General features: G+C 71.6%; 18 protein-coding genes and 3 pseudogenes. 8 read left to right on the top strand and 13 right to left on the bottom strand.

Annotated features, from left to right (window positions below; genetic code table 11):
* Positions 1 to 18: 18 nt before the first annotated feature.
* The 3 genes from Pflav_RS24845 to Pflav_RS24855 are packed head-to-tail and all read right to left on the bottom strand — an operon-like array spanning position 19 to position 3,807.
* Positions 19 to 975, bottom strand: a complete 957-nt coding sequence (locus Pflav_RS24845) for a TAXI family TRAP transporter solute-binding subunit (RefSeq protein WP_173038631.1) — start codon at positions 973 to 975, stop codon at positions 19 to 21.
* Positions 972 to 1,394 (bottom strand): roadblock/LC7 domain-containing protein, encoded by a 423-nt coding sequence (locus tag Pflav_RS24850; RefSeq protein WP_173038633.1) that lies wholly within the window; start codon positions 1,392 to 1,394, stop codon positions 972 to 974. Before Pflav_RS24850 ends, Pflav_RS24845 begins: the two co-directional genes overlap by 4 nt.
* The gene (locus Pflav_RS24855) at positions 1,345 to 3,807 is read right to left on the bottom strand and encodes a nitrate- and nitrite sensing domain-containing protein (RefSeq protein WP_173038635.1); all 2,463 of its coding nucleotides are present in this window, start codon (positions 3,805 to 3,807) and stop codon (positions 1,345 to 1,347) included. Before Pflav_RS24855 ends, Pflav_RS24850 begins: the two co-directional genes overlap by 50 nt.
* A 290-nt stretch (positions 3,808 to 4,097) precedes the next feature.
* Between Pflav_RS24855 and Pflav_RS24860 the strand changes: the two genes are divergently transcribed.
* On the top strand, positions 4,098 to 4,700 hold the full coding sequence (locus Pflav_RS24860) for a TetR/AcrR family transcriptional regulator (protein WP_173038637.1): 603 nt from the start codon (positions 4,098 to 4,100) through the stop codon (positions 4,698 to 4,700).
* A 36-nt stretch (positions 4,701 to 4,736) separates the two neighbouring features.
* Here Pflav_RS24860 and tuf read toward each other — a convergent pair whose 3' ends face one another.
* Together tuf and Pflav_RS24870 are read right to left on the bottom strand one after the other, a co-directional pair.
* Positions 4,737 to 5,924, bottom strand: coding sequence for an elongation factor Tu (gene tuf / locus Pflav_RS24865; RefSeq protein WP_173038639.1), 1,188 nt, complete (start codon positions 5,922 to 5,924; stop codon positions 4,737 to 4,739).
* Between the two features lie 376 nt (positions 5,925 to 6,300).
* A pseudogene (locus tag Pflav_RS24870) lies at positions 6,301 to 7,940 on the bottom strand (glycosyl hydrolase family 18 protein).
* A gap of 214 nt (positions 7,941 to 8,154) precedes the next feature.
* Here Pflav_RS24870 and Pflav_RS24875 point away from each other — a divergent pair.
* The 3 genes from Pflav_RS24875 (at position 8,155) to Pflav_RS24885 (ending at position 11,961) form a co-directional block, all read left to right on the top strand.
* The gene (locus tag Pflav_RS24875) at positions 8,155 to 10,164 is read left to right on the top strand and encodes a hypothetical protein (protein WP_173038641.1); all 2,010 of its coding nucleotides are present in this window, start codon (positions 8,155 to 8,157) and stop codon (positions 10,162 to 10,164) included.
* Between the two features lie 166 nt (positions 10,165 to 10,330).
* Entirely contained in the window at positions 10,331 to 11,218 is an 888-nt protein-coding gene (locus Pflav_RS24880) for a DUF4397 domain-containing protein (protein WP_232071882.1), read from the top strand.
* Positions 11,219 to 11,409: 191 nt separating this feature from the next.
* Positions 11,410 to 11,961, top strand: a complete 552-nt coding sequence (locus Pflav_RS24885) for a class F sortase (RefSeq protein ID WP_173038643.1) — start codon at positions 11,410 to 11,412, stop codon at positions 11,959 to 11,961.
* Positions 11,962 to 12,043: 82 nt separating this feature from the next.
* On the opposite strand, the gene Pflav_RS24890 is transcribed toward Pflav_RS24885, so the two are convergent.
* The 5 genes and pseudogenes from Pflav_RS24890 to Pflav_RS24910 all read right to left on the bottom strand — a co-directional run bounded on the left by Pflav_RS24890 (position 12,044) and on the right by Pflav_RS24910 (position 15,651).
* Positions 12,044 to 12,400 carry a DUF2203 domain-containing protein gene (locus Pflav_RS24890; RefSeq protein WP_173038645.1) on the bottom strand — a complete coding sequence of 119 codons (357 nt, stop codon included), beginning with the start codon at positions 12,398 to 12,400 and terminating at the stop codon, positions 12,044 to 12,046.
* Positions 12,401 to 12,757: 357 nt separating this feature from the next.
* Positions 12,758 to 12,961, bottom strand: a complete 204-nt coding sequence (locus Pflav_RS24895; protein ID WP_173038647.1) for a hypothetical protein — start codon at positions 12,959 to 12,961, stop codon at positions 12,758 to 12,760.
* Positions 12,962 to 13,095: 134 nt separating this feature from the next.
* On the bottom strand, positions 13,096 to 13,914 hold the full coding sequence (gene proC, locus Pflav_RS24900; RefSeq protein WP_173038649.1) for a pyrroline-5-carboxylate reductase: 819 nt from the start codon (positions 13,912 to 13,914) through the stop codon (positions 13,096 to 13,098).
* Between the two features lie 74 nt (positions 13,915 to 13,988).
* Positions 13,989 to 15,016 (bottom strand): annotated as a pseudogene (locus Pflav_RS24905) (6-phosphofructokinase).
* A 144-nt stretch (positions 15,017 to 15,160) separates the two neighbouring features.
* Positions 15,161 to 15,651 (bottom strand): annotated as a pseudogene (locus tag Pflav_RS24910) (polyadenylate-specific 3'-exoribonuclease AS).
* 342 nt (positions 15,652 to 15,993) lie between these two features.
* Between Pflav_RS24910 and Pflav_RS24915 the strand changes: the two are divergent.
* Both Pflav_RS24915 and Pflav_RS24920 read left to right on the top strand, forming a co-directional pair.
* Positions 15,994 to 16,686, top strand: coding sequence for a Crp/Fnr family transcriptional regulator (locus Pflav_RS24915; RefSeq protein ID WP_173038652.1), 693 nt, complete (start codon positions 15,994 to 15,996; stop codon positions 16,684 to 16,686).
* Between the two features lie 104 nt (positions 16,687 to 16,790).
* Positions 16,791 to 20,243, top strand: a complete 3,453-nt coding sequence (locus Pflav_RS24920; RefSeq protein ID WP_173038654.1) for an ATP-binding protein — start codon at positions 16,791 to 16,793, stop codon at positions 20,241 to 20,243.
* Between the two features lie 58 nt (positions 20,244 to 20,301).
* Here the strand turns inward: Pflav_RS24920 and Pflav_RS24925 are convergent, their stop codons facing one another.
* Positions 20,302 to 21,039, bottom strand: a complete 738-nt coding sequence (locus Pflav_RS24925; RefSeq protein WP_173038656.1) for a lysophospholipid acyltransferase family protein — start codon at positions 21,037 to 21,039, stop codon at positions 20,302 to 20,304.
* 197 nt (positions 21,040 to 21,236) lie between these two features.
* On the opposite strand from Pflav_RS24925, the gene Pflav_RS24930 reads away from it, so the two are divergent.
* Positions 21,237 to 22,019, top strand: a complete 783-nt coding sequence (locus Pflav_RS24930; RefSeq protein WP_173038658.1) for a DUF308 domain-containing protein — start codon at positions 21,237 to 21,239, stop codon at positions 22,017 to 22,019.
* 176 nt (positions 22,020 to 22,195) lie between these two features.
* Positions 22,196 to 23,611 carry an alpha,alpha-trehalose-phosphate synthase (UDP-forming) gene (locus Pflav_RS24935; protein ID WP_173038660.1) on the top strand — a complete coding sequence of 472 codons (1,416 nt, stop codon included), beginning with the start codon at positions 22,196 to 22,198 and terminating at the stop codon, positions 23,609 to 23,611.
* A gap of 123 nt (positions 23,612 to 23,734) precedes the next feature.
* Here the strand turns inward: Pflav_RS24935 and Pflav_RS24940 are convergent, their stop codons facing one another.
* Together Pflav_RS24940 and Pflav_RS24945 are read right to left on the bottom strand one after the other, a co-directional pair.
* Positions 23,735 to 24,532, bottom strand: coding sequence for an alpha/beta hydrolase (locus Pflav_RS24940; protein WP_173038662.1), 798 nt, complete (start codon positions 24,530 to 24,532; stop codon positions 23,735 to 23,737).
* Positions 24,529 to 25,923, bottom strand: coding sequence for a flavin-containing monooxygenase (locus Pflav_RS24945; protein ID WP_173038664.1), 1,395 nt, complete (start codon positions 25,921 to 25,923; stop codon positions 24,529 to 24,531). Before Pflav_RS24945 ends, Pflav_RS24940 begins: the two co-directional genes overlap by 4 nt.
* Positions 25,924 to 25,947 lie beyond the last annotated feature (24 nt).

Below are 25,947 nucleotides of genomic sequence, written 5' to 3' on the forward strand. Positions count from 1 at the left end.
CGAACGCAAGCCCGCGCGTCAACCCTCCTGGTAGAAGCGCCGGGCGCCGGGATGCAACTGTACGACCCCGGTGCGGCCGGCGCTCTCCCGCTCGATCGAGCCCCACTCGGGGTGGCCCTCGACAAGCTCCTGCCGGTACTTGAAGATCAGCGCGGTCAGGTCGTGGGCGAGCTGCTCGGGCATGTCCGCGTCCACGACCACGAGGTTGCCGACCGTCACGGTGGGGATGTCACCGGACAGCCCGTACGTCGCCGCTGGAATGCTGCCGGCGCCGTACGTCGCCGGGTAGAGCCGGTCGAGCTCTGGCTGGAGCCCGTCGAGGGGCAGGAAGCGCACCTTCTCCTTGGCGGTACCCATCAGCTCGGTGATGCCCACGGTCGGCAGGCCACCGGACCAGAACGTGGCATCCAGCGTGCCGTCGGCCAGCCCGCGGGTCGTCGCGGCCAGGGAGAGGCTGGAGCGCTTGATGTCGCGGTCGGGGTCGAGGCCGGCGGCCCGGATCAACCGCAGCGCGAGGAACTCGGTGCCGGAGTTGACCGTACCCGTGGAGACCCGCTTGCCCCGCAGGTCGGCGGGTGTCTTGATGCCGGCGTCGGCGCGCACCACAAAGTGGGTGTAGCCGTTGTACACCACCGCGAGCGCGCGCAGCGGCCGGGCGCCGTCGGCGAAGGTGCCACGCCCGCGCACCGCGTCCGCGGCTACGTCGCCGAAGGTCAGCGCGATGTCGACGTCGCCCCGGCCGAGGCGGAGCAGGTTGTCGGCCGAGCCGGCGGTGGGCGCCACGATCGCCTCGTAGCCGGACAGGTGGGTGGTGATCACGTCCGCGTACGCGCCGCCGACCTGGTAGAAGACGCCGGTCGTGTTGCCGGTGCCGAGCACGAGGTGACCGTCGCGCAGGTCGCTGGGCGGCTCCGGGGCGCAGCCGGCGGCCAGCCCCACCACCGCGAGGAGCGCTAGCGCGGTCCTGCGTTTCACGACGGGCGGGCGCCGGGGTCCAGCGCGGTGGCCACGCGCCGGGCGAGCACGGCCGTCTCGTATCCCACCTGGCCCAGGTCGGCGCCGGACTCGGCGAGCACGGCAAGGTACGCCCGGTCGGCCACCGACATGATGAGCAGCACGCCACCGTCCATGTCCAGCACGGACTGGCGGATCTGGCCGGTCTGCAAACACTTCGCCGCGCCGACCGAGAGGCTGGCCAGCCCGCTGGTGATCGCGGCGAGCTGGTCGGCCTGGTTGGGCTCGAGCCGCTCGGAGGCGGCCAGCGCGAGGCCGTCGACGGAGACCGCCAACGAGTACACAATGGACGGCACCTTGCGCGCGAACGACGTCAGCAGCCAGCTGAGGTCACCGTAGTCGACGGGGCCCGCCGGTAGGGAGTCCGTCGCGTGGTTCATGTGTGTCCTCCCGGGGCGGCTGCGGGCTGGCTGTTGTCGAGGTGCTGTGGCGGCCGGCGGCGATGCCACTGGCCAAACTGGACAGTCGGGCGCGGACCTCGTCCGGGTCGGGCGTGTCACCGCGGGCTGGCGTCGCGGCGGGCCGCCGCCCGGCGAGAGCCGCTGAGGGCAACGCCGTGGCGGGCGCCCGCCTCGGCAGCCCGGAGGGGGTCAGCCCGTCGATCGAGGCGGGCACCATGGCCGGCGACACCGGCTCCTCGACCCTCGTCAGGAGGGCGCGCGGCGGCGCGGCGGACGGGGTTGGCTCGGGCACGGGCCCGAGCAACTGTCCACGATAGAACCGGGTCGGCGGCGGGAGCGGCGCGAGGATGCGCTCCGGAAGTATCACGGTGGCCGCCGTGCCGCCGCCCGCCACGCTCGTAAGGCGCACCTCGATGCCGTGCCGCGCGGCCAGCCGCCCCACCACGAGCAGGCCCATCGTGCCGACCAGCGTGCTGGTGAGGGCGGACGGGCGGGCGATGCGCTGGTTGGCCTCGGCGAGCCGGTCCGAAGTGAGCCCGATGCCCTCGTCGAAGACGGTGAGCGCCACGTGGTCGACGGCCTGCCGGGCGGCGACTCGCACGGTCGTGGTGGGCGGCGAAAAGCTTGCCGCGTTTTCCAGCAGCTCGGCCAGCAGGTGCACGACGTCGCCGACGACGTGCGCGGCGACCGCCAGCAGCGGTGTCGCCACGGCGTCGACCCGCCCCGGCTCCTCGATCTCCGCCGCCGCTAGCTCGATCACCTCGCGCATCGGCACCGGCTGGGTGAACCGACGACCCGGGTCGCCGCCGGCGAGCACCAGCAGGTTTTCCTCGTTGCGCCGCATCCGGCCGGCCAGGTGGTCGAGGGCGAAGAGCCGGGCCTGGCTGGCCTTGTCGCCCTCCTGCCGGGCAAACTCGCCGATCAGGTGAAGCTGCCGCTGCACCAGCGTCTGGCCGCGCCGGGACAGCGCGGAGAACGTCGCCGTGGTTTCCATCCGCTGCAACGCCTGCTCGGCGGCGAGCCGCAGCGCCTGCTGGTGCACCCGCGCGAACGCGGCGGCCAACTCGCCGATCTCGTCGGCGCCGGGCGGGAGCATGGCCTCGACGCGGGTACCGGAGTCGTGCAGCGTGCCGCGCACGGCTGGCTCGTCGGGCGCGGCCGAGACGCGGGCGACGGCGTCGGGCAGCTCGTTGTGCGCGACCGTGAGCGCGGCGGCCCGCATGCGGCGCAGGCGGCGGCTCGTATGCACCGCTTGGATGATCGCGACGGTCAGCGCCAGGAGGACGAGCACGCTGGTCAGCCCCGCGGTCACCAGCGTGCGGGTGTGCGCGGCGACCTGTACGTCGTACGCGTCGCGCTCCATCTGCGTGGAGAGCTCCGACTGCATCAGCCGCAGCCGGCGCAGCAGCCCGCTCTGCGCCGCGTACCAGACGTCGGGGTCGACCTGGAGCGAGGCGGGTGCGCCGCCGGTGGCGAGGACCTTGTCGCGCATGTCGCGGGCCCGGATCACGTCGTCGCCGGTCACCAGCGTCGCGAAGCGCTCCTCGGTCGCGCCGGGCAGCCGCTCGATCACCTCCAGCTGCTGGTGCTCGGCGCCCTCCCAGGCGGCAAGCTGCACCAGCTCGCCCGGCTCCAGCCGCTCCCGCGTGAAGACCCGGCGCAGGAAGTCGAGCTGCTCGGCGGCGAGGTGCTCGAGCTCGGTGACGAGTACGACGGCGCGGGCGCTCTCCAGCAGCCGCGGCTCGCTCAGCTGGCTGGGCACCGCGTCGGCGACGCCGATCATCGCGTGGGTCACCGCGTTGTACGCGTCGAAGACCTCGGGCGACCCGTCCGGCGCGCTGACCGCGATCGCCCGCACGCTGGGCAGGACGTCGAGCACGGCGTCGGCCGCGTCGAGCTTCGCGCCCAGCGCCGGGGAGACCCGGCGGGCCTCGAGCGCCGCCTCCTTGTACCGCGCGCGGGCCGCGTCGGTGCGGGCCCGCTGCGCCTCCAGGAGCTGCTTGCCCGCCACGCCGCCGCGCAGCCGCAGGGCGATGGTCTCGGCGTGCTCCAGCTCGGCCTGGTGCGCGACCGCGATGCCCGCACTGGCGGTACGCGCCAGGATCCGCGCGTCGCCCGCACGGGCGGACTCGGTCAGCGCGTCGCGGGTCTGGATCACGCCGAGCGTCACCAGGCCGCCGGTCGCCAGCAGCACGGGCAGGAGAATGCGCACGCCGATCGAGCGCAGCGGCCCGGGCCCGGACTGGTGCCCGGCGACCCGCGCGACCGGCGGTGGCGGGGTGTCGCCCTGCTGTGCGCGGTGCGCGGCCTCCTCCGGCGCGCGGTGCGCGGGGCGGCGAACGGCGGGCAGCCGGGCGGCGGCATGAGCCGGCTCCCGCGCAAAGCCGCCCATAGCCGCACACTCCGTCCGCCGGCCAAGCAAAGTCACCCCCGCGGGCAACCACGCCTACGATCGGCCCATTCGGGCCCTTAGCGACATCCCCTGCACAGCTACCTCGCGCGAACCGATCGTGCCAGCGTGTAACGACAAGTGCCGATCTTGATCGGATTGGCTCGGATGATCGGCGGGTGCCCCCTCCTCCAACCGGCGACCAGGGCGGGCGCGAATTCGATTTCATTCCGGAATGGCACCGGCTAATAGCTGCGGAATTGCTCAGGCATTCATGAGTTACTGTGTGCTCTGTGACGCGACGTACGGCAGAAGTCCGCCTGGATGCGCTACTCAGCACCGCCTGCGAGGTGATCGTGGAGCGCGGCCTGGCAAACACTCGCACCTCCGACGTGGCCACCGCAGCGGGCGTGAGCCAAGCGCTGGTCTTCTACCATTTCGCCACAAAAGAAAATCTACTCGCGCGAGCCTTCGCGTACGCGGCCCAGCAGGATCTGGACCGCCTCGACGCGGTCGTCCAGTCCACCGCGACACCGCTGGAAAAGCTGAAGAAGATCCTCCGGCTGTACGTGCCGCAGGGCCGTTCCAAGTCGTGGGCGATGTGGATCGACGGCTGGTCGGAGTCGCTGCGCACGCCGGAGCTGGAAAAGGTTTCCCGGCGGCTGGATCTGCGGTGGAAAGAGGCCCTCACCGAAGTGATCTCGGAGGGTGTCGACGCGGGGATGTTCAAGTGCGAGGAGCCGGCCGGCGCCGCGTGGCGGATCCTCGCGCTCATCGACGGGCTCGCGGTGCAGGTCACGGTCCACGACCGGGTGATCAGCCGCCGCCAGCTCAGCGAGTGGATCCGGCTGACCGCGGCCCGCGAGGTGGGGCTGGAGCCGGCCCAGCTGGTCTAGGGCCTGCCCCTGGCGACAGGCCCTAGGCTCTCCTAGCTAGTCGAGCAGTTCGGTGACCGAGCCGGCGGCCACCGTCCGGCCGCCCTCGCGCACCGCGAAGCCGAGCCCGACCTCCATCGCCACCGGCGCGCCCAGCGTGACCGTCAGGTCGACGGTGTCACCGGGCATGACCATGCTGATCTCGCCCAGGTCGACCGAGCCCGGCACGTCCGTGGTCCGGAAGTAGAACTGCGGCCGATAGTTGCCGAAGAACGGCGTGTGCCGGCCGCCCTCGGCGGTCGTCATCGCGTACAGCCGCGCCCGGAAGCGCGTGTGCGTGTCGATCGAGCCGGGCGCCGCGACCACCTGGCCGCGCCGCACCTGGTCACGCTTCACGCCACGCAGCAGTACCGCCGCGTTGTCGCCCGCCTCGGCCCGCTCCAGCGACTTGCCGAACGTCTCCAGCCCGGTGGCCACAGTGGACGTCGTCGGTACGAAGCCGACCACCTCCACCTGCTCGCCGGCGCGCAGCGCGCCGCGCTCCACGGCGCCGGTGACGACGGTGCCGCGGCCGGAGATGGTGAGCACGTTCTCGATGGGCATCAGGAACGGCTCGTCCAGCACCCGGGGCGGTACCGGCACGTACCGGTCGACCGCGTCGAGCAGGTCCACGATGGACTGTGTCCAGCGCGGGTCACCCTCCAGCGCGCGAAGGGCGGAGACCCGCACCACGGGTACCTCGTCGCCGGGGAACCCGTACTCGGACAGCAGCTCACGCACTTCCAGCTCGACCAGGTCGAGCAGCTCCTCGTCCTCGACAGCGTCGGCCTTGTTCATCGCCACCACCAGGTACGGCACGCCGACCCGCCGGGCGAGCAGCACGTGCTCGCGGGTCTGCGGCATCGCGCCGTCCTGTGCCGAGACGACGAGGATCGCGGCGTCGACCTGCGCCGCCCCCGTGATCATGTTCTTCACGTAGTCGGCGTGGCCGGGCATGTCCACATGCGCGTAGTGCCGCGTGGCCGTCTCGTACTCGACGTGCGCGATGTTGATGGTGATGCCGCGTGCGACCTCCTCCGGCGCCCGGTCGATGCCGTCGAACGACACGAACTGGTTGACGGACGGGTCCCGCTGGGCGAGGACCTTGGTGATGGCGGCCGTCAGCGTGGTCTTGCCGTGGTCGACGTGCCCCATCGTGCCGATGTTGAGGTGCGGTTTGGTCCGCACGAACTGGCTCTTGGCCATGGTGGATAGACCCCTGTTTCGGGAAGGAAGATCGGCTGGGAGAAGGCGGGGCACCCCCCACCCGGCGTCCGCGTGCGAGTCACTGTCCGTCCTGTGTGGACGGCATGCCCGCGGGAACGGGTGGAGGGTCAGGTATCCAGACGGACCGGCGACGCACACGCGGCGGCCACGACCGGCAGGCCTATGCCTGCGGGCCGCACGAAGCCAGCCGGGGCGAACATGACGATCACGCTAGCGGTGAACGCGCATGGCGCGCACTCTATTTCCCGCTGGTCGCGCGGCGCGTCCCGCCACCAACTCCCTGATCAACAGCGCAAAGCGAGGCGGGGAGCCAGTTACCTGGCTCCCCGCCTCTGTGTGGGACTTGCGAGGAGGTCTAGCCGAGGCCGGTGCGCATCGATCCGATCAGCTCGCCGTTGGTGGTGTCACCGGAGAGCTCCCAGAAGAAGGCGCCGCCGAGGCCCTGGGTACGGGCGTAGTTCATCTTGCCGCCGATGGTGGCCGGGGTGTCGTAGCTCCACCACTGGTTGCCGCAGTACGCGTACGCCGTGCCGCCGACGGTGCCGTTGGCCGGGCAGCGGGTCTTGAGCACCTTGTAGTCCTCGATGCCCGCCTCGTACGTGCCGGGTGCCGCACCTGTCGCCGTACCGCCCGGAGCGCTCTGCGTCACACCGGTCCAGCCACGGCCGTAGAAGCCGACACCGAGGAGCAGCTTGCTGGCCGGCACGCCCTTGCTCTTCAGCTTCTGGATCGCCGCGTCGGAGTTGAAGCCCTGGGTGGGGATGCCCGAGTACGACGTGAGCGGCGAGTGCGGAGCCGTGGGGCCCTGCGGGGCGAACGCGCCGAAGTAGTCGTACGTCATCGGCATCAGCCAGTCCAGGCTGCCCACCGCACCGGCGTAGTCGGCCGCGTCGATCTTGCCGCCGTTGCTGCCGTCGGCCGTGATCGCCGAGGTCACCAGCGCGCTGGAGCCGAAGCGGGTACGCAGCGCCGAAATCAGGTTCTTGTACGAGTTGGGCCCGCTCGTGTCACAGCTGAGGCCGCAGGCGTTCGGATACTCCCAGTCGATGTCGATGCCGTCGAAGACGTCCGCCCAGCGCGGGTCCTCGACCAGGTTGTAGCAGGAGTTGGCGAACGCGGTCGGGTTTTGCGCCGCCTGGCCGAAGCCGCCGGACCAGGTCCAGCCGCCGAACGACCAGATCACCTTGATGTTCGGGTACATCCGCTTGAGCTTGCGCAGCTGGCCGAAGCTGCCCCGCAGCGCACCGGCGTCCCAGGTGTCCGCGACGCCGTCGATGCTGTTCGCCGCCGTGTAGGCCATGTCGTAGTCGGCGTACGAGTCGCCGATCGTGCACTGGCCGTTCGTCACGTTGCCGAACGCGTACAGGATGTGGGTCAGCTTCGAGGCCGACCCGCTGGTGTGGATGTTCTTCACGAAGTACTGCCGCTGGTAGACGCCCCACTGGGCGAAGTAGCCGACGAGCTTGCGCCCGGCGGGCGGCGGCGGACCCGTGGTCGGCGGCGCCGTGGTGGGCGGGGCCGTCGTCGGGGGTGCGGTGGTCGGGGCGCCGTGGTCGGCGGCCGTGTGGTGGGCGGGGCGGTCGTGGGGGTGGTGCCGCCGCCGCAGGATGCGCCGTTGATGGTGCAGTTGAGCGGGGCGCGGAAGGCGCCGGTGCCGACGTAGCCCCAGGTCTGCGAGCCGCCGGGCGGGATGGCGCCGGCCCAGCTCTTCTTCGTGGCTACGTAGTGGTTGTTGGTCCGGGTGACGTCCGCGTCCCAGAAGCTACTGATGGTGGTGCCCGCAGGCAGGTCGAACTCGATCCGCCAGGTGGCGACCGAGGCGTCCGAGCCGTTGGCTACCGTGACCCGGACCTCGTGGCCGGTCCCCCAGTCGGAGGTGGCCGTGAACTGTGTGGTGACGCTCCCCGCGCCAAAGGCCGACGCGACGGGGATCGCGGCGACTGCCACAGCGACCACCGTGCTGGCCCACAGCGCACGCCGTAGGGATCTCCTCATCCGACGTCTCCCTTATTGTTAGGAAACTTTCCAAAAGGTTGATGCGACGTTACTCACACGCGCGTGAGGTCGTCAAGATGCGAATTTCTCGATCCGTGCAGGGGCTCAACCGCTGGCGCCTCTCGTACGTACGTAGAGATGAGCGATCGGCCCGGACGGCGCCAACCCATGCGGCGGCTCGGGCGGGCGCTCCAGTCGAGGGGAGGGACGGCCCATGACGGCCCAGCCAGGCGAACGGATGCTGTCGTGGCTGGACGAGGACGACCCCAACCGGGGTACCGAGCCCTACGTTCCGGTGGAGTCCGTGATCGAGCTGACGCTCTCCGACGGCGAGCCACCACCGAAGAAGTCGCGGCGTGAGAAGGCGCCGAAGCCCCAGAAGCCGCCCCGCGAGAAGTGGTGGCGGCGTGAGAAGGCGCCCAAGGCGACCGAGGAGAAGCCCCCGCGTGAAGACCCACCCCGCGACGTGACCCCGCGCGCTGAGGACTGGCCGCCGCGGGCCAGCGAAGACTGGCTCACCAAGCTCCGCGGCCAGGCGACCCGCCAGGAGTGGGCGGAGTCCCGCGACACCAAGCCCCGCGACGCCGGCCCGGACCGGGAGTGGACGGCGGTACCGGACGAGGCGCCCCGCAACACCGGCCCGCACCCGGCCTGGGCCGGTGCCCCGGAGGAGCCGCGTGACGACGAGAGGTGGACCGCCGCCCCGCCGCTCCGGACGCCACCCCCGACCGCACAGGCGGGCCGGGCGACGCGAGAGGAGGCGGCCCGCGAGGACTGGTTCGTGCCGCCCTCGGACGGCCCGCAAAGCGGCGCGCCCTCTGGCGGCCCGCAAAGCGGCGACGCGGACCGGGCGGAGTGGAGCGAGCCGGCCCCGCGCGGCGAGTGGACCTCGGCTCTGGAGGCAGACTGGGATCCACCACGCGAGGCGGCTGCCAGGGCGGACTGGGATGCCGCACCGCCATCGGACCAGCCGCGCTGGAACGCCACAGGCCCGGAACAGCCCGATCCACGAGACGGCTGGGATCGCACCCCTGAGCAAGCGGATCGCCGCGACGGCTGGGAGCGCGGACCGGAGCAAAACGACCGCCGCGACCTCGGCCGCGAGCAAGCGATCGACTGGGAACGCGGACCGGTGCAGGACGAGCGCCGGGAGGGCTGGGACCGGAGCCCCGAGCAGGACGACCGGCGCAACGGCTGGAACGGCGGGACGGAGCAGGACGAGCGCCGCTTCGGCCGGGGCGGCGGCGCCGAGCGGAAGGCGCGCCCCGACTGGGTGGCAAGCCCTGTCCCCGCTGGGCCGGCGGCGGCGCCGAACGGCGGCTGGACGGACGCCGAGCCGGGTGAAAACCCGGTCCCCGAGGCGTGGCCCGCTCCCCTGGACATCACGCCCGACGACGACCTCGACGAGCCGCCGGCGAAGCGGCGGCGCGGGCCCCGGCCGAGCGGCCCGCCGACGGGGGGACGGCCAAGCGGGCGTGACGGCGGGCGCGGGCCGAAGCGCCGGCGCAAGAAGCTGATGGTGCTCGCGATCGCCCTGACCGCGGTGGTCGTCGTATCGGCGCTGGTCGCCGCCGGCAGCGTCTACGGGCTCATCTTCGACCGCGGCACCCCGGGATCGCACACGATCGCGGCGCCGGTCGGCGGCCGTACCAAGGCCCAGCTCGAACTCGCCAGCGGCGCGGCGAACGTCACGGTGAGCGGCGCGGACCTCGGTGACGACCTCTTCCAGGTGACGACCCCGGACACCGACGACGCGATCCCCCGGGCGACGATCCGCGGCGAACGTACGACGGTGACGCTTGTGTCGAACCGTGGCGAGGCGGCCAGCGCGGTCGAGATACGGCTCAACTCCCGGGTGACCTGGGGGCTTGTGTTCACCGCCGGCGCTACCACGCAGACAGTGGACTTCGGCGCGGGGCAGCTGTCCGGGCTGGAGATGGCGGGCGGGGCGACGCGGCTGGAGCTGACCCTGCCCAAGCCGGCCGGTACCGTGCCGATCAAGCTCCGCGGCGGACTCGACGAGCTGCTGATGCACGCGCCGGAGGGCGTACCCGCGCGGGTGAAGCTCACCAAGGGTGCCACCAACGTCACGCTCGATCGCCTCAACCGGTCCAAGGTCGCGCCGGACACGACGTTCACGCCGAGGGGTTGGGGGCAGGCGAAGGCGCGGTACGACGTGGACGCGGCGGAGGGCATCGGGACGGTGAAGCTGGACCGCCGCTGACCTGTTGTCGCATTCCGCCCCGGGTGACTGGTTTCGCGCTCCCGGTTGACAAATTGCTGACAGAAGCCGCTCTTGCCATCTGTTAGACGGTCGCGAATCGTTTCCCACGAGTCGCGCCGACGAGGGGGCTACGCCGGCGCTGAAGTCACCAATTTGGGGAGGGACAGTGACTTCTGTACTCCGTTCGCTCCAGCGCACAGCGGCTCTCACCGGTGCCCTGCTGCTCGGCACCGGGGCCTGCCTCGTCGCCGCCGCACCGGCGGGCGCGGCGAGCGTGGGCTACGTCCGGCTGGCGCATCTATCACCGGACACGCCCGAGGTGGACGTGTACCTCGACGACCTGTCCGGGCCGGCCGACACGCAGGTGTTCAAGGCGGTCGGATACGGCGTGATGTCGGCATACCTGCCGCTGCCGGCGGGGCGTTACGCGGTGTCGATGCGCCAGAAGGGGGCCGCCGCCTCGACGCCGCCGGTGCTCACCACCGACGTGACCGTGACGACCGGTGAGGCGTACACGGTGGCGGGCGTGGGCCGCTACGCCGACCTTGGCCTGCGGATCCTCGAAGACGACATCTCCGCGCCAGCCGAGGGCAAGTCGAAGGTACGGGTCGTGCAGGCGTCGGTACGCGCGCCGGTGCTCGATATCGGCAGCGCCTCGGGGACCACGATCGCCAATGGCGTGCAGTTCGCGACCACCACTGACTACCGCGAGGTGGCACCGGGCGACTGGCAGGTACGCCTCCAGCCCACCGGCGGGGACCCCACGGTCGCCAAGTGCACGATGGCCGAGGGCGGCGTCTACTCGCTGATCGTGCTCGACGCCAAGTCCGGCGGCCTCACCACCGAGCTGCGCGAGGACGCCAAGGGCGGTGCCGTGGTCCCGGCCGGGGGTGTCGACACCGGCGCCGGCGGCTCGGCTGGCGGCCCAGTGCCGTACCCGATGATGGTCACGGGCCTGGTGGGCGTGCTGGTGGCCGCTTCCGCGGCGGCCGGCCTGGTCGTCCTGCGGCGGCGCACCGTCCTCGCCCGCGAAGGGTCCGGACCCAAGCTCTAGTGCGCGCGTTCATCAGGAGGTGTCCGGCGGGTCTTGTGGGTGCGAGGCGAGGTCCAGGCGGCGTCCGGCGCCACCGGTCGTCGTCTGGGCCCGCCGCAGCGCCGCAAGGACCCGCCGGATACCTCCTGGTCACCGCGGGCGCGATCGGGCTCGCGGCGGCGATCGTCGGCGCGGCTACCATCCCGCGCGGGATGGCGGCCGCGCCCGCGTGGGAGGAGCCGGTGCCGTCGCCCGCGCCGGTCGCGATCACCACCGCTCCCGAACACCAGCTCCAGGGGCCGCCCACCCGGGTCCGCGTGCCCCGCATCGGCGTCGACTCGGCGCTGGTCAAGCTGGGGCTGGACAAGGCCGGCAAGCTCGAGGCGCCGACGGTGTACGACAAGGCCGGCTGGTTTGGCGGCGGGCCGTCGCCCGGTGACGTGGGACCGGCCGTGCTCGCTGGCCACGTCGACTCCAAGGCCGGCCCGGCGGTCTTCTACCGGCTGCACGAACTGAAGGTCGGCGACAAGATCGAGGTGCGGCGGGGCAAGGACACCGTCACCTTCACGGTGACGGGCGTGACCAGGCATCCGAAGGACAAGTTCCCCACCGCCGCCGTGTACGGCCCGACGCCCGGCCCCGAGCTGCGGCTGGTCACCTGCGGCGGCGTCTTCGACCGGGTACGCAACTCGTACCGCGACAACATCGTGGTCTTCGCAATAACCCAACCGCGCGAGCTAATCCCGCGGTCAGCGGCGGACTAGCGGTTGATCAGGGAGTTGGTGGGGCGACGCGCCGAGCGACACGCCCACCAACTCCCTGATCAACACGTCGGGCGGGCGGGGGCTAGGCGTTTAGCTTGCGGCGGCCGGCGAAGCCGCACTCCAGGCGGTGGTACCAGCCGATGTCGCGGTCACCCTCCAGCCAGCACCACAGCACCGGCCGGCCCTCCCGCTCGCCGGCGAAGTCGAGCAGCACCGGCGCATACCCCTTGACCTGGATGTCGTGCTCGCCGAGCTCGTCGAGGATGCCGTAGATGCGGGCCTCGAGCGCCTTGACCTCGGGCAGGCCGCCGCGCGGGCTGCTGCCGCCGTCGGCCAGGTCGGCCTGCAACTCGGCGAGGTCGGCACGGAGCACGATCAGCTCGTCGATGCGGGGGCGCAGCGTGGCGAGCAGGTGGCGGGCCTGGGCCAGAGTGAACACGTCCGACAGTATGGGGCATTCATTTTTGACTCAGGGACCTGCCCGATTTGTCATGATATGACGGAGTGTACGACGGCGGGCGGTCACCGCCCTCACGCCCGGCGAGCACATCTGCCCACCGAACCGATGACCGGCCCGCCGTCGGGTGGGGCGCGCGCTCCGGGTCCGGATGCATGTCCTGCCGACGGTCGGCGGGCCGGAAGGACTTGGACCTCTGGCCGCCGCCGGCCGCGTGCGCGACCGACAGCGGGTCCTGAGCGGGGCGCTGCCCCAGGCCTCTATTGAGTTGTGCACTTCACGTCACTGGCGCCCGCCGCTGCGGGGGAGACGGGCGCCCACGCTCCGGGTGGAGCGTGCCTAACGGGGTGCGTGCGCCGGCGCGGGGGAAGGCGCGATCCGGCGCACGTACAGCAGAGATGCCGCAGTCAGTCCGAGCCCACTCAAGAACGCGACGGCGTGCAGGGCCGGGTCGCGCACCTTGTCGTGGGCGAAGGCGGACGCCGGCGAGGAGACCCAGAGCGCCGCCGCCACACCACCGAGGATCACCGCGAGACGTCGCATGGCCGTACCTCCCTGAGTACTAGCACCACTACTCCCTGTCATGAACATTAGGAGCGTGATGTTCGACCCGGAAGGGATGAACGCGTGAGTGAATCAGGAGCACCCGAGAGTGGCGCGCGCTCCTGATCTTCGTCCTAGCCGCTCTGCTGGGCGAGCTCGCGGGCTCGGTCGCGGGCGGCCTCCAGCGCCGCCAGCAGTGCCGCCCGCACGCCGTGGTTTTCCAGCTCGCGGATCGCGGAGATCGTCGTCCCCGCCGGCGAGGTCACTGCTTCACGTAGCTTGACGGGGTGCTCGCCGGAGTCGCGGAGCATGATCGCCGAACCGATCGCGGTCTGGACGATCAGCTCGTGCGCGACCTGGCGGGGCAATCCCAGCAGAATTCCCGCGTCGATCATGGCCTCGACGAGGAGGTAGAAGTACGCCGGGCCGGAACCGGAGAGCGCCGTGACCGCGTCCTGCTGCGACTCGGGGACGCGGAGCGTGGAGCCCAGCGGCTTGAACATCTCCTCCGCGAGCGCCAGGTGGGCCGCCGTCGCGTGCGGACCGGCCGAGATCGCGGTCATCGCCTCGTCGACAAGGGCGGGCGTGTTGGTCATGACCCGCACGACCGGGGTGCCCTCGGGGAGCCGCCGGCCGAAGAAGCTGGTCGGCAGGCCGGCACAGAGTGTTATCACCAGCTTGTCGGCCGGGACCTTCGCGCCGATGTCGTCCAGCAGTGCGCCAGCGTCCTGCGGCTTCACCGCGACCGCCAGCACCTCGGCCTCGGCGACGGCGGTGAGGTTGTCGACCATACGCACGCCGTACCGCTGGGCGAGCTCCTCGGCCCGGGCGGGGCGGCGGGTGGTCGCCATCAGCTTGGCGGCCGGCCAGCCGGCGCGCAGGAGGCCGGAGAGCATCAGCTCACCGATCTTGCCCGCGCCGATCACGGCGACTGTATGCACTCCGGGTGCCATGAGTCCCATCCTCCTCCACGCCCACACAACGGCGCGCCGCCATCGAGGCCGGCGCGCCGCGTTGCGCTGGGGTATCAGCTGCCGAAGAAGACCTCGGCCTCGGTGTACCGCTCGAGCGGAACCGTCTTGAGCTCGCCGGTGCCGTCCTTGAGCGGCACCCGGACGATGTCGGTACCGCGCAGGGCCATCATCTTGCCGAAGTCGCCCTCGTGCACCGCGTCGATCGCCTGAAGGCCGAAACGGGTGGAAAGCACCCGGTCGAACGCGCTGGGCGTGCCGCCGCGCTGGATGTGGCCGAGCACGACCGTGCGGGCCTCCTTGCCGGTCTTGGCCTCCAACTGCTCGGCCAGCCACTGGCCGATGCCACCAAGGCGCACGTGACCGAACGAGTCCAGCTCCTGGTTGTGCAGCACCATCTGGCCGTCGAGCGGCTGGGCGCCCTCGGCGACGACCACGATCGGGGCGTACTGGTGCTGGAAGCGCTTCTCGACGTAGGTGGCGACCTGGTCGACGTCGAACTGCCGCTCGGGCAGCAGGATCACGTTGGCACCGCCGGCGAGACCGGCGTGCAGGGCGATCCAGCCGGCGTGGCGGCCCATGACCTCGACGACAAGCGTGCGGTGGTGACTCTCCGCAGTGGTGTGCAGGCGGTCGATCGCCTCCATCGCGATGTTGACCGCGGTGTCGAAGCCGAACGTATAGTCGGTCGCGTTGAGGTCGTTGTCGATGGTCTTCGGCACGCCGACGACCTTGACGCCCAGCTCGTCGAGCCGGGTGGCGACGCCGAGCGTGTCCTCGCCGCCGATGGCGACGAGCGCGTCGACGCCGAGGCTGGCCAGGTTTTCCTTGATCTTCTCCACGCCGCCGTCGATCTTGAACGGGTTGGTGCGGGAGGAGCCCAGAATGGTGCCGCCACGTGGGAGAATGCCGCGCACCTCCGCGATACCGAGCGGCTTGGTCAGGCCTCCAGGGGACCCCGCCAACCGTCCCGGAAGCCCACGAACTCATGGCCGTAGGTGGCCACGCCCTTACGAACCACTGCCCGGATCACCGCGTTCAGACCTGGGCAGTCACCGCCGCCGGTGAGCACGCCGATACGCATGATCTCTCAGTCCTCCTGGATTGTGCGATGCCTGCCTGGCGTAGCGCCAAGCGCAGAGAAAGCCCGTCGGCGTCGTTGCCGGGCCCGGGGCGAAGCCGTCAATGCTGACTGTAGTCGCCCATTCTGAACTCAGGGTGGCCGGGTTCAGCCCATCGCCCGCCAGCGCGCGAGGTTGTGACGGGCGTCCACGAGGGCGTCGTGGCGGTCGGCCTCGGCGTCCGGCAGCGCGGGCCGGCTGCGGTCGTCCCAGCGCTGGCGGAGATCCTTCGTGAAGCGCGGAATCTCCCGGGGCAGCGCCGGCATCGGCCCCAGAGCTGGGCGAGCGCGACGTGGTCGTACGCCGCGTACCACGCCCACAACTCCATGCGCTCGTGTGGCCGTCCCTTGATCGGCTCGATCAAGAACTGATAGAGGTCGTCCCGGATCCGCTCGCGCGAGCGCCACGCGGGGTCGCCTGGCGAGGGAAGCCGGTCGAGTACGTTGCGGCGGACCCAGGGCACCGCCTTGGTGTCGTCGAACTCGGTCGAGATCGCGTAGAACTCCCGGCCGTACTCGTCGACGACACCGATCGAGACGAGGTCGACCACCTGGCCGTCCTCGATGAACTCACAGTCGTAGAAATAGCGGTAGACCATCGGGGCCATCATGCCCCCTACCTCGATCGAGTTCTAATGCGACGAGCCGATCGGGTAAAAGCAGGCCCCCTCGCTTTACCCGATCGGCTCCTCATCCCCGCCGCCGGACCCGCCGTGGCCCCGTAAGTCCCCACCTGCGACGGATCTGTCCTCTAGCCTGCACGTATGCTGAGACTCTGACTGTCACCGATGTGATCGCTGGGGTGTACAGCACGCGACACGCGGTACATCATCTGGTGTTGACAGGCCCGCCAGTGGCGGTGATTGTTGTGTGTTCGACCTGTTTCTGCCCTGATTTAGGGCGAAACGGGAATGTGGTCCTTACCGGGGAGGGGTTGGACCGTGGAAGGTCGCCTGCCGGATCCTGGCGACGCACTGACGGGTGTCGAGATGTTCGCCGGTCTCGAGCTCGAGGCGCGACAGCGTGTCATCAACGCGGCCGTGCCGCGCACCTACCGCAAAGGTCAGCTCTTGTTCGTCGAGAGTGACCCCGGCGACTCACTCATCGTCCTCAAACGCGGCGCCGTCGCCGTCTTCCGCACCTCGCCCACCGGCGAGCGCGCCGTCCTGTCCGTCGTACGGCCGCCTGACGTCATCGGCGAAGTGTCCCTCTTGGACGCATCCACCCGATCCGCCTCCGCCGAAGCCATCGAGGACTGCACAGCCCTCGCTCTGTCCCGCCCGGCATTCATGGAGCTGGTGCACAACAACCCACGCATCCTGGACGCCGTGATGCGCTCCCTCGGCTCCCTGATCCGCCGCCTCACCGAGCAAAATGCCGACCACGTCTTCCTCGACCTGCCCGGCCGGGTCGCCAAGACGCTCGTGCGGCTCGCCGGTGAGAGCCAGGCCCCGATGATCACCATCGAGCTGAACCAGAGCCAGCTCGCCGAAATGGCCGGCGGTTCCCGCCAAAGCGTCAACCAGGCCATCGGCTCCTTCGCCAGTCGCGGCTGGCTGCGCACCGAAGGACGCCGGATTGTGGTCACCGACGTGGCGGCCCTTCGGCGCCGGGCGGGCATGGCCGACCGCTAACAGGGTGATTCGACCAACTGCCCGCTTCCGAGGGTGGCGGGGCACGGCGATACTCAGTTTGGTAAGGGCCCAAACGCCCATCCCAGAGAAGGGCCCTACCTTCCTTGGAGGACGGCATCTCCGCCCCATGCCCTCGGTGCGCCCGACCAGCCGCCGCCGCTGACCGCTTCTGCGCAGGGTGCGGCGCAGAGCTCAGCCCAGCGTGCGCGCGGTGCGGCCGGCAGCTTACGGCCGGCGCGGCGTACTGCACGGCGTGCGGGGCGGCGGTCGGCCCGGTCCAGGCCGCCACGCCACAGGAGGACCGGCGGCGGATCAGCGTGCTGTTCGTCGACCTCATCGACTTCACGCCGTACGTGGAGAGCAGCGACCCCGAGCTAGTCCGTGGCATGCAGACCGGCTTCTTCTCGGCCGCTCGGCGGGTCGTCGGTCAGTACGGCGGGGTGGTCGAAAAGTACATCGGCGACGCGGTGATGGCCCTCTTCGGCGCACCGGTGGCCACCGAGAGCGACCCGCTCCGGTGCGTGCGGGCCGGGCTGGAGCTCCAGCGGGTGCTCACCGGGTTCGCCGGCGACCTGCGCTTCCGGGTGGGCGTGGCTACCGGCGAGGCGCTCGTCGACGTCTCCGCCGCACGCGACGGCGGGCAGGCGATCGTGGCCGGCGACGTGGTCAACACCGCCTCCCGGATGCAGGCGGTCGCGCCGCCCGGCGGGGTGCTTGTCTGCGGCACGACGTACGCGCTGACCCGTAACCAGGTGCGGTATGCGGCCCGGCCGGCGGTGACGCTGCGCGGCCGCTCGTCGCCGACCGAGGTATGGCTGGCGGAGGCGCCGCTGCGGGTGGCGCGCGCCGACCGTGCCCCCGACGCGACCCCGGTGATCGGCCGCGAGCACGAGCTGCGGCTGCTCGACAACGCGCTGCACCGCGCGCTCCAGGATCGCGCGCCGCAGCTGGTCACCCTCTTCGGCCACGCGGGCATCGGAAAATCCCGGCTGGTACGCGAGCTGCACGCACTCGCCCTTTCTGCCTCCCCGGAGGAAGCGGCCCCGGCTGTCACCTGGCACGTGGGCAACTGCCCGCCGTTCGGGGATGACGTGGCGTTCGCCGCGCTGGCCGACATCGTCAAGGCGGAGACCGGCATCCTCGACACCGATACCGCGCCGGCCGCCGCTCGCCGGTTGGAGGAAACGGTGGCTGGGCTGGTGCCGCAGGCCGAGGCGGGACGGCTGCTCGACGCCCTCCGCCCGCTCGTCGGGCTGGATGGCAGCCGCATGCCGGCCGAGGAGGCCGAGTCGGCCTGGCGGCGCTTCCTCGTCGCGCTCGCCGCCCGCCGCCCCACCGTGCTTGTCTTCGAAGACCTGCACTGGGCCGGCGAGACGATGCTCCGCTTCCTGGAGCTGCTGGCCGCCTCCGCCCGTGACGTACCGCTGATGCTGCTCTGCACCGCCCGCCCCGAGCTGCTCGACCAGGCGCCCGGCTGGGCTGGTACGAGCTCGCTGGCGATCACGCTGCCGCCGCTGCCGGACGCCGGCATCGCCACCATCTACAGCCACTTGTTCGGCCGCGGGCCGGTGTCCGCCGACATGCTCGGCCCGCTCGTCGAGGTCGCCGACGGCAACCCGCTCTACGCCCACGAGTTCGTGCGGATGCTCATCGAGCAGGGCGCACTGCGCCAGTCCGGGCGCGGGTGGTCACTGGACGCCGAGCGCGAGCTGCCCATGCCCGACAGCGTCCACGGCGTGATCGCCAACCGGATCGACCTGCTCGACCGCGACGACCGCCAGGTGCTGCTGGCGGCCTCGGTGGTCGGCGCCTCGTTCTGGCCCGGCGCGGTCGCCGCCGCGCTCAGCCGCCCGGTCGAGTGGGTCGAGCGCTGCCTGCGCCGGCTCGAACAGCGCGACTTCGTACACGAGCGGACCCAGTCCACGATCGCCGGCCAGGCCGAGTACCGCTTCCGCCACGTGCTCGTCCGCGACGTCTGCTACCGCCGCCTCCCCCATACCGAGCGGGTCGCCCGGCACGAGCGCACCGCCGACTGGCTGGACGCCCTGTCGAGTACCCGGGACACGGATCTCGCGGAGGTCCTGGCCCACCACCGGTGGGCCGCCCACGACATGGCCGGGCGCCTGGGCGTGCGGGCCGAACGCCACGCGGTGGCCGCCCGCGAGGCCCTGCACCGCGCGGCCCGGCGCGCGTACGCCCTGCACGCGCTGGACGCCGCGGCCGCGCACGCCGAGCGGGCCCTCGCGCTGCCCGGCATTCCCGGTCTCGACTTGGAGCTGCTGGCGGCGGAGATCTCGTTCCACCGGCTGGGCTCACTCGATGTCGCGTCCCTGACGTCGCTGGCCCAGCGCCTCTTCGGCGCCGGCGACCACGCCGGGGCGGCCCGGGCCTGGACGCTGCTCGGCCAGGCCGCGTGGGTACGCGCCGACCGCTCGGCCGCGCTCGCCAGCCTCGACCGCGCGGTGGAGCTGTTCGACGCGCTGCCGGACAGCGCGCAGAAGGCCGACGCGTACGCCGAGCTGGGCCGCCTCCACATGCTCAACTACGAGCGCGAGCCGGCCATCCAGGCAGCCGCCGCGGCGGCCGAGATGGCCGAGCGGCTCGGCGCCGTCGAGGTGGCGGCCAACGCCCGCATCACCGTGGCCGCCGCCCGCTACCAGGCCGGCGAGCGGGCCGGGCTGGACGAGCTGCACGAGGTCACGACCTTCTGCCGCGATCGCCGGCTGCTCGCCCTCCCCCGCGCCGTGCAGAACCTCGCCTGGGCGGTACGCGAGGAGGGCGACTGGGTCGGCTCCGACACGCTGCTCGGCGGTGGCTCCGACCCGGGTGTGCTCGTGACCGGGTACTCGGGCGACGCGATGCGGGCGTACTTCGCCGGCGACTTCCCCGCGCTGATCACCGCCGCCGACGCCTTCCTGCACACCCCCACCGGACGCTGGGACATGCAGGTACGCGGCGTCCGCTCGGTCCTGCGCATCCTCCGCGGCGAGCAGCAGGCCGACGACGTGTACGAGGCGCTGGACTCGGCGCGGGGCAGCGGCTTCCACCGGCCGTACTGGACCGCGCTGGGGCTCGGCGCCCTCTGCCGCGCCCTGGCCGGATACCGGACCGAGGCGGCCGCCCTGCTGGACGAGCTTGTGGCGGCGTGGCGGCCGGTGCCCGCCCTGGCCAGCGGCGAGTGGGTGGCCGCGGCCGCGCACGCCGCGGCGCTGACCGGCCCGGACGCGGCGGCGCTACTGCGGTCGGCGCTCGGCGAGGTACCGCACCGGACGCCGTGGGCGGAAGCCGCGCTGCACACGGTGTCGACCCCGGCCCGGCCAGGCGTGGGCTTCCTCGCGGCGGCGGAGATCTACGCCGGCATCCCGGACGCGACCGACCGGGTGCTGGCGCTGGCGCTCGCGGCGGGCGAGCTGCGCCGGACCGGCGACCACGCGGCGGCGGCCCAGCCGCTCCAGGAGGTACGCGCCTTCGCCCACCGCAACCAGGCGCCGGGACTGCTGCGCCTGGCTCACGGCGCTTCCCCGGGCACCAACTACACGCCGATCCTCGCGTCCTGACTCAGGCTGCGCTGCTCCGGAGCGCGCGGGACTTCGTAATCACCCCGACCGGATGACGTCAGACGGCGACCGGGGCGGGTGGCGGCTCGGCGCCGGTGTCCGTGGGGGTGGGCGCGGTCTTCGACTGCTGGGTCTTGACCTTCTGCGCGTAGATGTCGACGTACTCGCGGCCGGACAGCTCCATCAGCTCATACATGATCTCGTCGGTGATGGCGCGCTCCACGAAGCGGTCGCCGGCCATCCCCGCGTACCGTCCGAAGTCGAGCGGGCGGCCGAAGCGGATCTTCACGCGCTGGATCTTGGGGATGATCTTGCCGGGCGGCTGGATCTCGTCGGCGTTCAGCATCACCACCGGGATGACCGGGGCGCCGCTCTCCAGCGCGAGGCGCGCCACGCCGGTCTTGCCGCGATACAGGCGGCCGTCCGGCGAGCGGGTGCCCTCCGGGTAGATGCCGGCCAGGTTGCCCTCGCGCAGCACGCGCAGCTGGGTGTCAAGTGCGGCCTGGGCGGCCCGGCCGCCGGAACGGTCGACCGGGATCGTGCCGGTGCCGACGAAGAACATCTTCACCAGCCAGCCCTTGATCCCCTTGCCAGTGAAATACTCGGCTTTGGCGACAAAGGTGACTTTCCGCTTGACCATCAGCGGCATGAAGATCGAGTCAGAGAAGGACAAATGGTTGCTGGCGATGATCGCCGCCCCGCTTTCGGGCACGTTGTCGCGACCCTCGACCTGCGGCCGCCAGATCAACCTGAGCCATGGCCCCAGCAGGATGTACTTGAGCAACCAGTACAGCACAGGCGTCCTTCCCGCAGGGCTCCGCGCACGGAACCGTCGACATGAGCCTACGAAGCGGGTACGCCGCGCCACAACGCACTCCCCGAACCAGTCCTCGCCGTGTCACGATTCAGTGCACGGCCCGCACACCCGCGTGGGGCCCGAAGCCTGAGCCTGAGCCGACCCGGCGCCACGAGCGCCAGCGAGGAGTGTGTGCGGTGTCAGCGGGTGGTGCCCGGCGGGGGCGGCGGGACAACGGGCTCGACGCCTCCGAGTACGCCGTGGCCGGCGACGTCGACCCACGGGTCGGCGAGCACCTCCTCGACGTGCTGGCCGCTGGTGGCATCGCCGCCTATCTCCAGCCCTCCGCCGACCTCAACCCTGTGACCCGCACGACGACGATCCCGCCAAGACCCACCGACCGGCTGTACGTGGATCGAGCCCACCTCGCGGTCGCCCGCGACCACCTCGCCAAGCTGGCCGAGGCGCCACCGCAGCCCGAGCAGCCCGACGTAAACGTCGATGTCGAGGCGGAGTGGCAGCGCATCGTCGCCGGCTTCCACAACGACGTGGCCGATCGCACACCCCCGTGGCCGTCCGCAGAGGAGGCCCCGCCGAGCACCAAGAGCGACCCGAGCGAGCCGCTTACCGACGCCACCCGGGTGAGCGGGGTGACGCTCGGCAGCCGCCACGAGGAGCCGTCCCTTCTGGACGGTCTGGACACGTTCGGCGCCGACCTGCCCGACGATGACGACGACGAGGGGTATACGCCGCCCCCGCCGCCGCCCCTCCCCCGCATCTCGAAGTACGCGGTGCTCGGGATCGTCGCGATCATCGGCGGCTTCGTGCTCTTCCTCTTTCCCGAGCTGCTGCCGGCCGATCGAGGCATCACCACGCTGCTCGGGTTCACCGCGATTCTCGGCGGTTTCGTCACATTGATCTGGCGGCTGCGCTCTGGCGACGAGGAGGACGACGACCCCGACGACGGGGCCGTGGTCTGAAAGCTCGCATCACGCAAGACCTCACGCAGAGAAATTCATCTACCGCTGTCTCCGTTACGTAACGCTTGTGTAACTTGGCGTCAGTAGGAATACTCCTATCACGCCAATTCCCCAGACCATGACGCGCGGTATTCGATGGGTCCCTCGATCGTCGCCCCGCTGAAACGAGGTGCCGAATGCGGCAGACTTCCCTCGTGGTGGTGGCCAACCGCCTGCCCGTCGACGACACGGTCGCGCCTGATGGCGCCTGTGAGTGGCGACGCAGTCCAGGCGGCCTGGTCAGTGCCCTGCACCCGATCCTTCACCACACGCCCGCGACATGGGTGGGCTGGGCCGGTGGCACCGGCCCGGCGCCGAGCCTCCCCGAGGTCGACGGGGTGCGCCTGCACACGGTGGCCCTCAGCGCCGATGACGTGCGCGACCATTACGAAGGCTTCGCCAACGCCACCCTTTGGCCGCTTTACCACGACGCGGTCGAGCAGCCCGTCTACCACCGCCGCTGGTGGGAGTCGTACCAGCGGGTCAACCAGCGCTTCGCCGAGGCGACCGCGGAGATCGCCGAGCCCGGCGCGGTGGTGTGGGTGCAGGACTACCACCTCCAGCTGGTGCCGGGCATGCTCCGCGAGCTCCGCCCGGACCTGCTGATCGGGTTCTTCCTGCACGTGCCCTTCCCGCCGCCGGAGCTGTTCATGCAGCTCCCCCGCCGGGCCGAGCTGCTGCTCGGCATGCTCGGCGCCGACCTTGTCGGCTTCCAGCGGGCCCAGGCCGCGCACAACTTCGCCCAGCTCTGTGCCAAGGTGCTCAACGTGCCGGCCACCGACCGCCGGATCGCGGTCGAGGATCGGGTGGTGCGCATCGGGGCGTTCCCCGTCTCGATCGACATGGCCGAGATGGAGCAGCTCGCCCGGCGTCCCGACGTGGTCGCCCGCGCGCAGCAGTTCCGGGCCGACCTCGGCGAGCCGCAGCACATGATCCTCAGCGTCGACCGCCTGGACTACATCAAGGGCATCGAGCACCGGCTGAAGGCGTACAGCGAGCTGCTCGCCGACGGCCACGTCAAGATGAGCGACACCGTGATGGTGCAGGTGGCGGTGCCGAGCCGCGAGCGGGTCGGGCAGTACCGGGTGCTCCGCGACCGGGTAGAGCGCGAGGTCGGCCGGATCAACGGCGAGTTCGGGCGGGTCGGCGAGCCGGCGATCCACTACCTCAACCAGCCGTTCGGCCGGGCCGAGCTGGCCGCGCTCTACCGGGCCGCCGACGTCATGGTCGTCACCCCGCTGCGCGACGGGATGAACCTCGTCGCCAAGGAGTACGTGGCGGCTCGCGTCGACAACACCGGCGCGCTGGTGCTCAGCGAGTTTGCCGGGGCGGCTGCCGAGCTCACCCAGGCATACCTGGTCAACCCGCACGATCTCGACGGCCTGAAGCTGACGCTCATGCACGCCAAGGAGGCGGCGCCCGGCGACGTCAGCGCCCGGATGGGCGCGATGCGCGAGCACCTGCGCGGCCACGACATCCAGGCGTGGGCCCGCTCCTACCTCTCGGCGCTGGACCACACCGGCTCGCTCGCCGCGCGGCTGCGGGCGGACTAGACGCTCTATTCCAAAACCGAGATTCTGAGCTGCCGCGATGTCCGCGGTGGTCCAGACCGCTGCTCCCGCGGCCTCACCCTCCGCGGTTTCACATAGATCGCTTAGGTGCTCCTGGCCGATTGGTCAGGAGCCGCCTTTTTCGAGCCAGTCGAGGATCGCGTCGATCGGCTCCCGCCACCGGGCGTCGAGCATCAGGTCGTGGCCCATGCCGGGGAAGAGCAGTGGCGCGCCGCCATAGCGCCGGGCGGCGCGGGTCAGCGCCGAGGCCGGCACCACGCGGTCGTCGGGGCTGCCCACCACCAGCACCGGCGGATCGCCGACCGCGGGCTCGGGCGCCCGGTGCAGGAGCAGCTGCCACTGCGCGCGGGCCGATGCGCGGCCGAGGCGGCCCGTGTACCCACGGGCCACCGCGTCCGGTACCTCCCGGCTGAAGAGCTGGCGGCGGCTGAGTCGCAGCCGGCCCCCGAAGACCGCCGGCAGCGTGCCTCCGGGGTTTCTCCGCAGCGCCGCGCCGAACGTCGGCCAACCGCCCAGCACCGGCGCCGCCAGCACCCCGGCGCGTGCGGGGTAGCGGGCCAGCGCCCGCTCCACCACCAGGGCCCCGGCGCCATGCCCGACCAGCACGGCCTGGCGGGGCAGGCTCGCCGCCGCCTGCACGACATCGTGCGCGTACGCCCGAAGGGATGCCCCGGGTGTGTCGCCGCTGCCGCCGTGGCCGCGAAGGCTGACCGCGTGCGCCGGGAAGCCTCGGCCGGCGGCGTGCTCCAGCCAGAACTCGGCGAACGCCCACGCGCCGTGCCCGAAGCCCGGCACGAACAGCACCGGCGGCTTGCCCTCGTCGAGCTCTGGCGTGGCGCTCAGGACCTCGCGCCGCACCGGCGGCACCGGATCGGCCCAGTCGTCGAAGCGGATGATCTTCATGCTCGGACTCCCGCCAGACCGTCGATCATCTTTTGTAGCGCCCGCAGGTAGTCCACGTGGCTCACCTCGAACCAGTGCCGCGGCGTGTCCTTGACCTTCGCGCCGGTCCACGGGCGGTCGGTCTCCTTGGCCACCGTGCCGGCCCAGAACTCGCCGGCCCGCTGCGGCGCCGCCTCGCGGAGCCGCAACCAACGCGCGATCGCCACCGTCTGCCAGTGCACGAGCGGGAGGATGCCCGAGTCGGACTCGACCAGCCCGGCCACGGCCAGCGTGGGGTGCCGCCGCGAGAACGCGTGCAGGTGCAGCCTCGGCCGCCCCTCCGTCGTGGCGGCCAGCGCCTCCGGCGCCAGGAACTCGAAGCGCGGCCGGTACCCCGTCGCCGCGACCACCACGTCGGGCTCGACCTCGGTGCCGTCGTTGAGCTCCACGCTGTACTGCCGGAAGCGGACGATGTCGGGCACCGGGGCGATCCCGCCGTGTCCCACGTGGTAGATCAGCTGGCTGTTGACGATCGGGTGGGTCTCGAAGACCTTGTGGTCCGGCCGCCGCAGGCCGAAGCGCCCCAGGTCACCCACCGCCAGCCGGAGCATGCGCTGGAGCAGCCACTGCCGCGTGCGCAGCGGGAGGCGCAGTCGCAGGATCGCGTCGTTGACCTGGTCGGCGGGGCGGCCGAGCAGGTACTTCGGCGCGTACCAGTAGCCGCGCCGCGTCGAGTGCCAGCAGCGGGATGCGTGCTGGGCCGCCTCCACCGCGATGTCGCACCCGGTATTGCCGCCGCCGACCACGAGCACCCGCTTGCCGCGCAGCTCGGCCGGATCCTTGTACGCCGACGAGTGGACGACCCGGCCCTTGAAGTCGTCGAGCCCCTCGTACGCCGGGAGGTTGGGCGACCAGTTGTGACCATTGGCGACCACCACCGCCGCGTACCGATGGGTGCGCTCCGCGCCATACCCACCCGTGCTGCGTGTGGTCACGTCCCACCGCAGCCCGTCGGCGGGCTCCACTTTGACCACCTCGGTGCCGAACCAGATGTGCGGCCGCAGGTCGAAGTGGTCCGCGTAGCGCTCGAGGTACGACAGCACCTGGCTGTGGTGCGGGTAGTCCGGCCAGTCGTCCGGCATCGGGAAGTCGGGGTACTGCGTGAACGGCTTGGACGAGATCAGATGGGCGCTCCCGTAGACCGGGCTGCGGTCATGGCGCCAATTCCACCCCCCGCCGACGCCCGTCTCCCGCTCGTAGCAGTCGACGCCGAAGCCGTGCTCCCTGAGGTTTTTGATGGCGACGAGGCCGCTCGGCCCGGCGCCGACAACACAGACGGTCTCGCCCCGGTCGTAAACCGGGCGCCCATCCCGCCACAGGGTCGCGCTGTCGTGGTCGGTGGAGGTGGTCACCCGAGTCTTCTCCTTGAAATGGCG

It is taken from the genome of Phytohabitans flavus (assembly GCF_011764545.1).
GTDB lineage: Bacteria > Actinomycetota > Actinomycetes > Mycobacteriales > Micromonosporaceae > Phytohabitans > Phytohabitans flavus.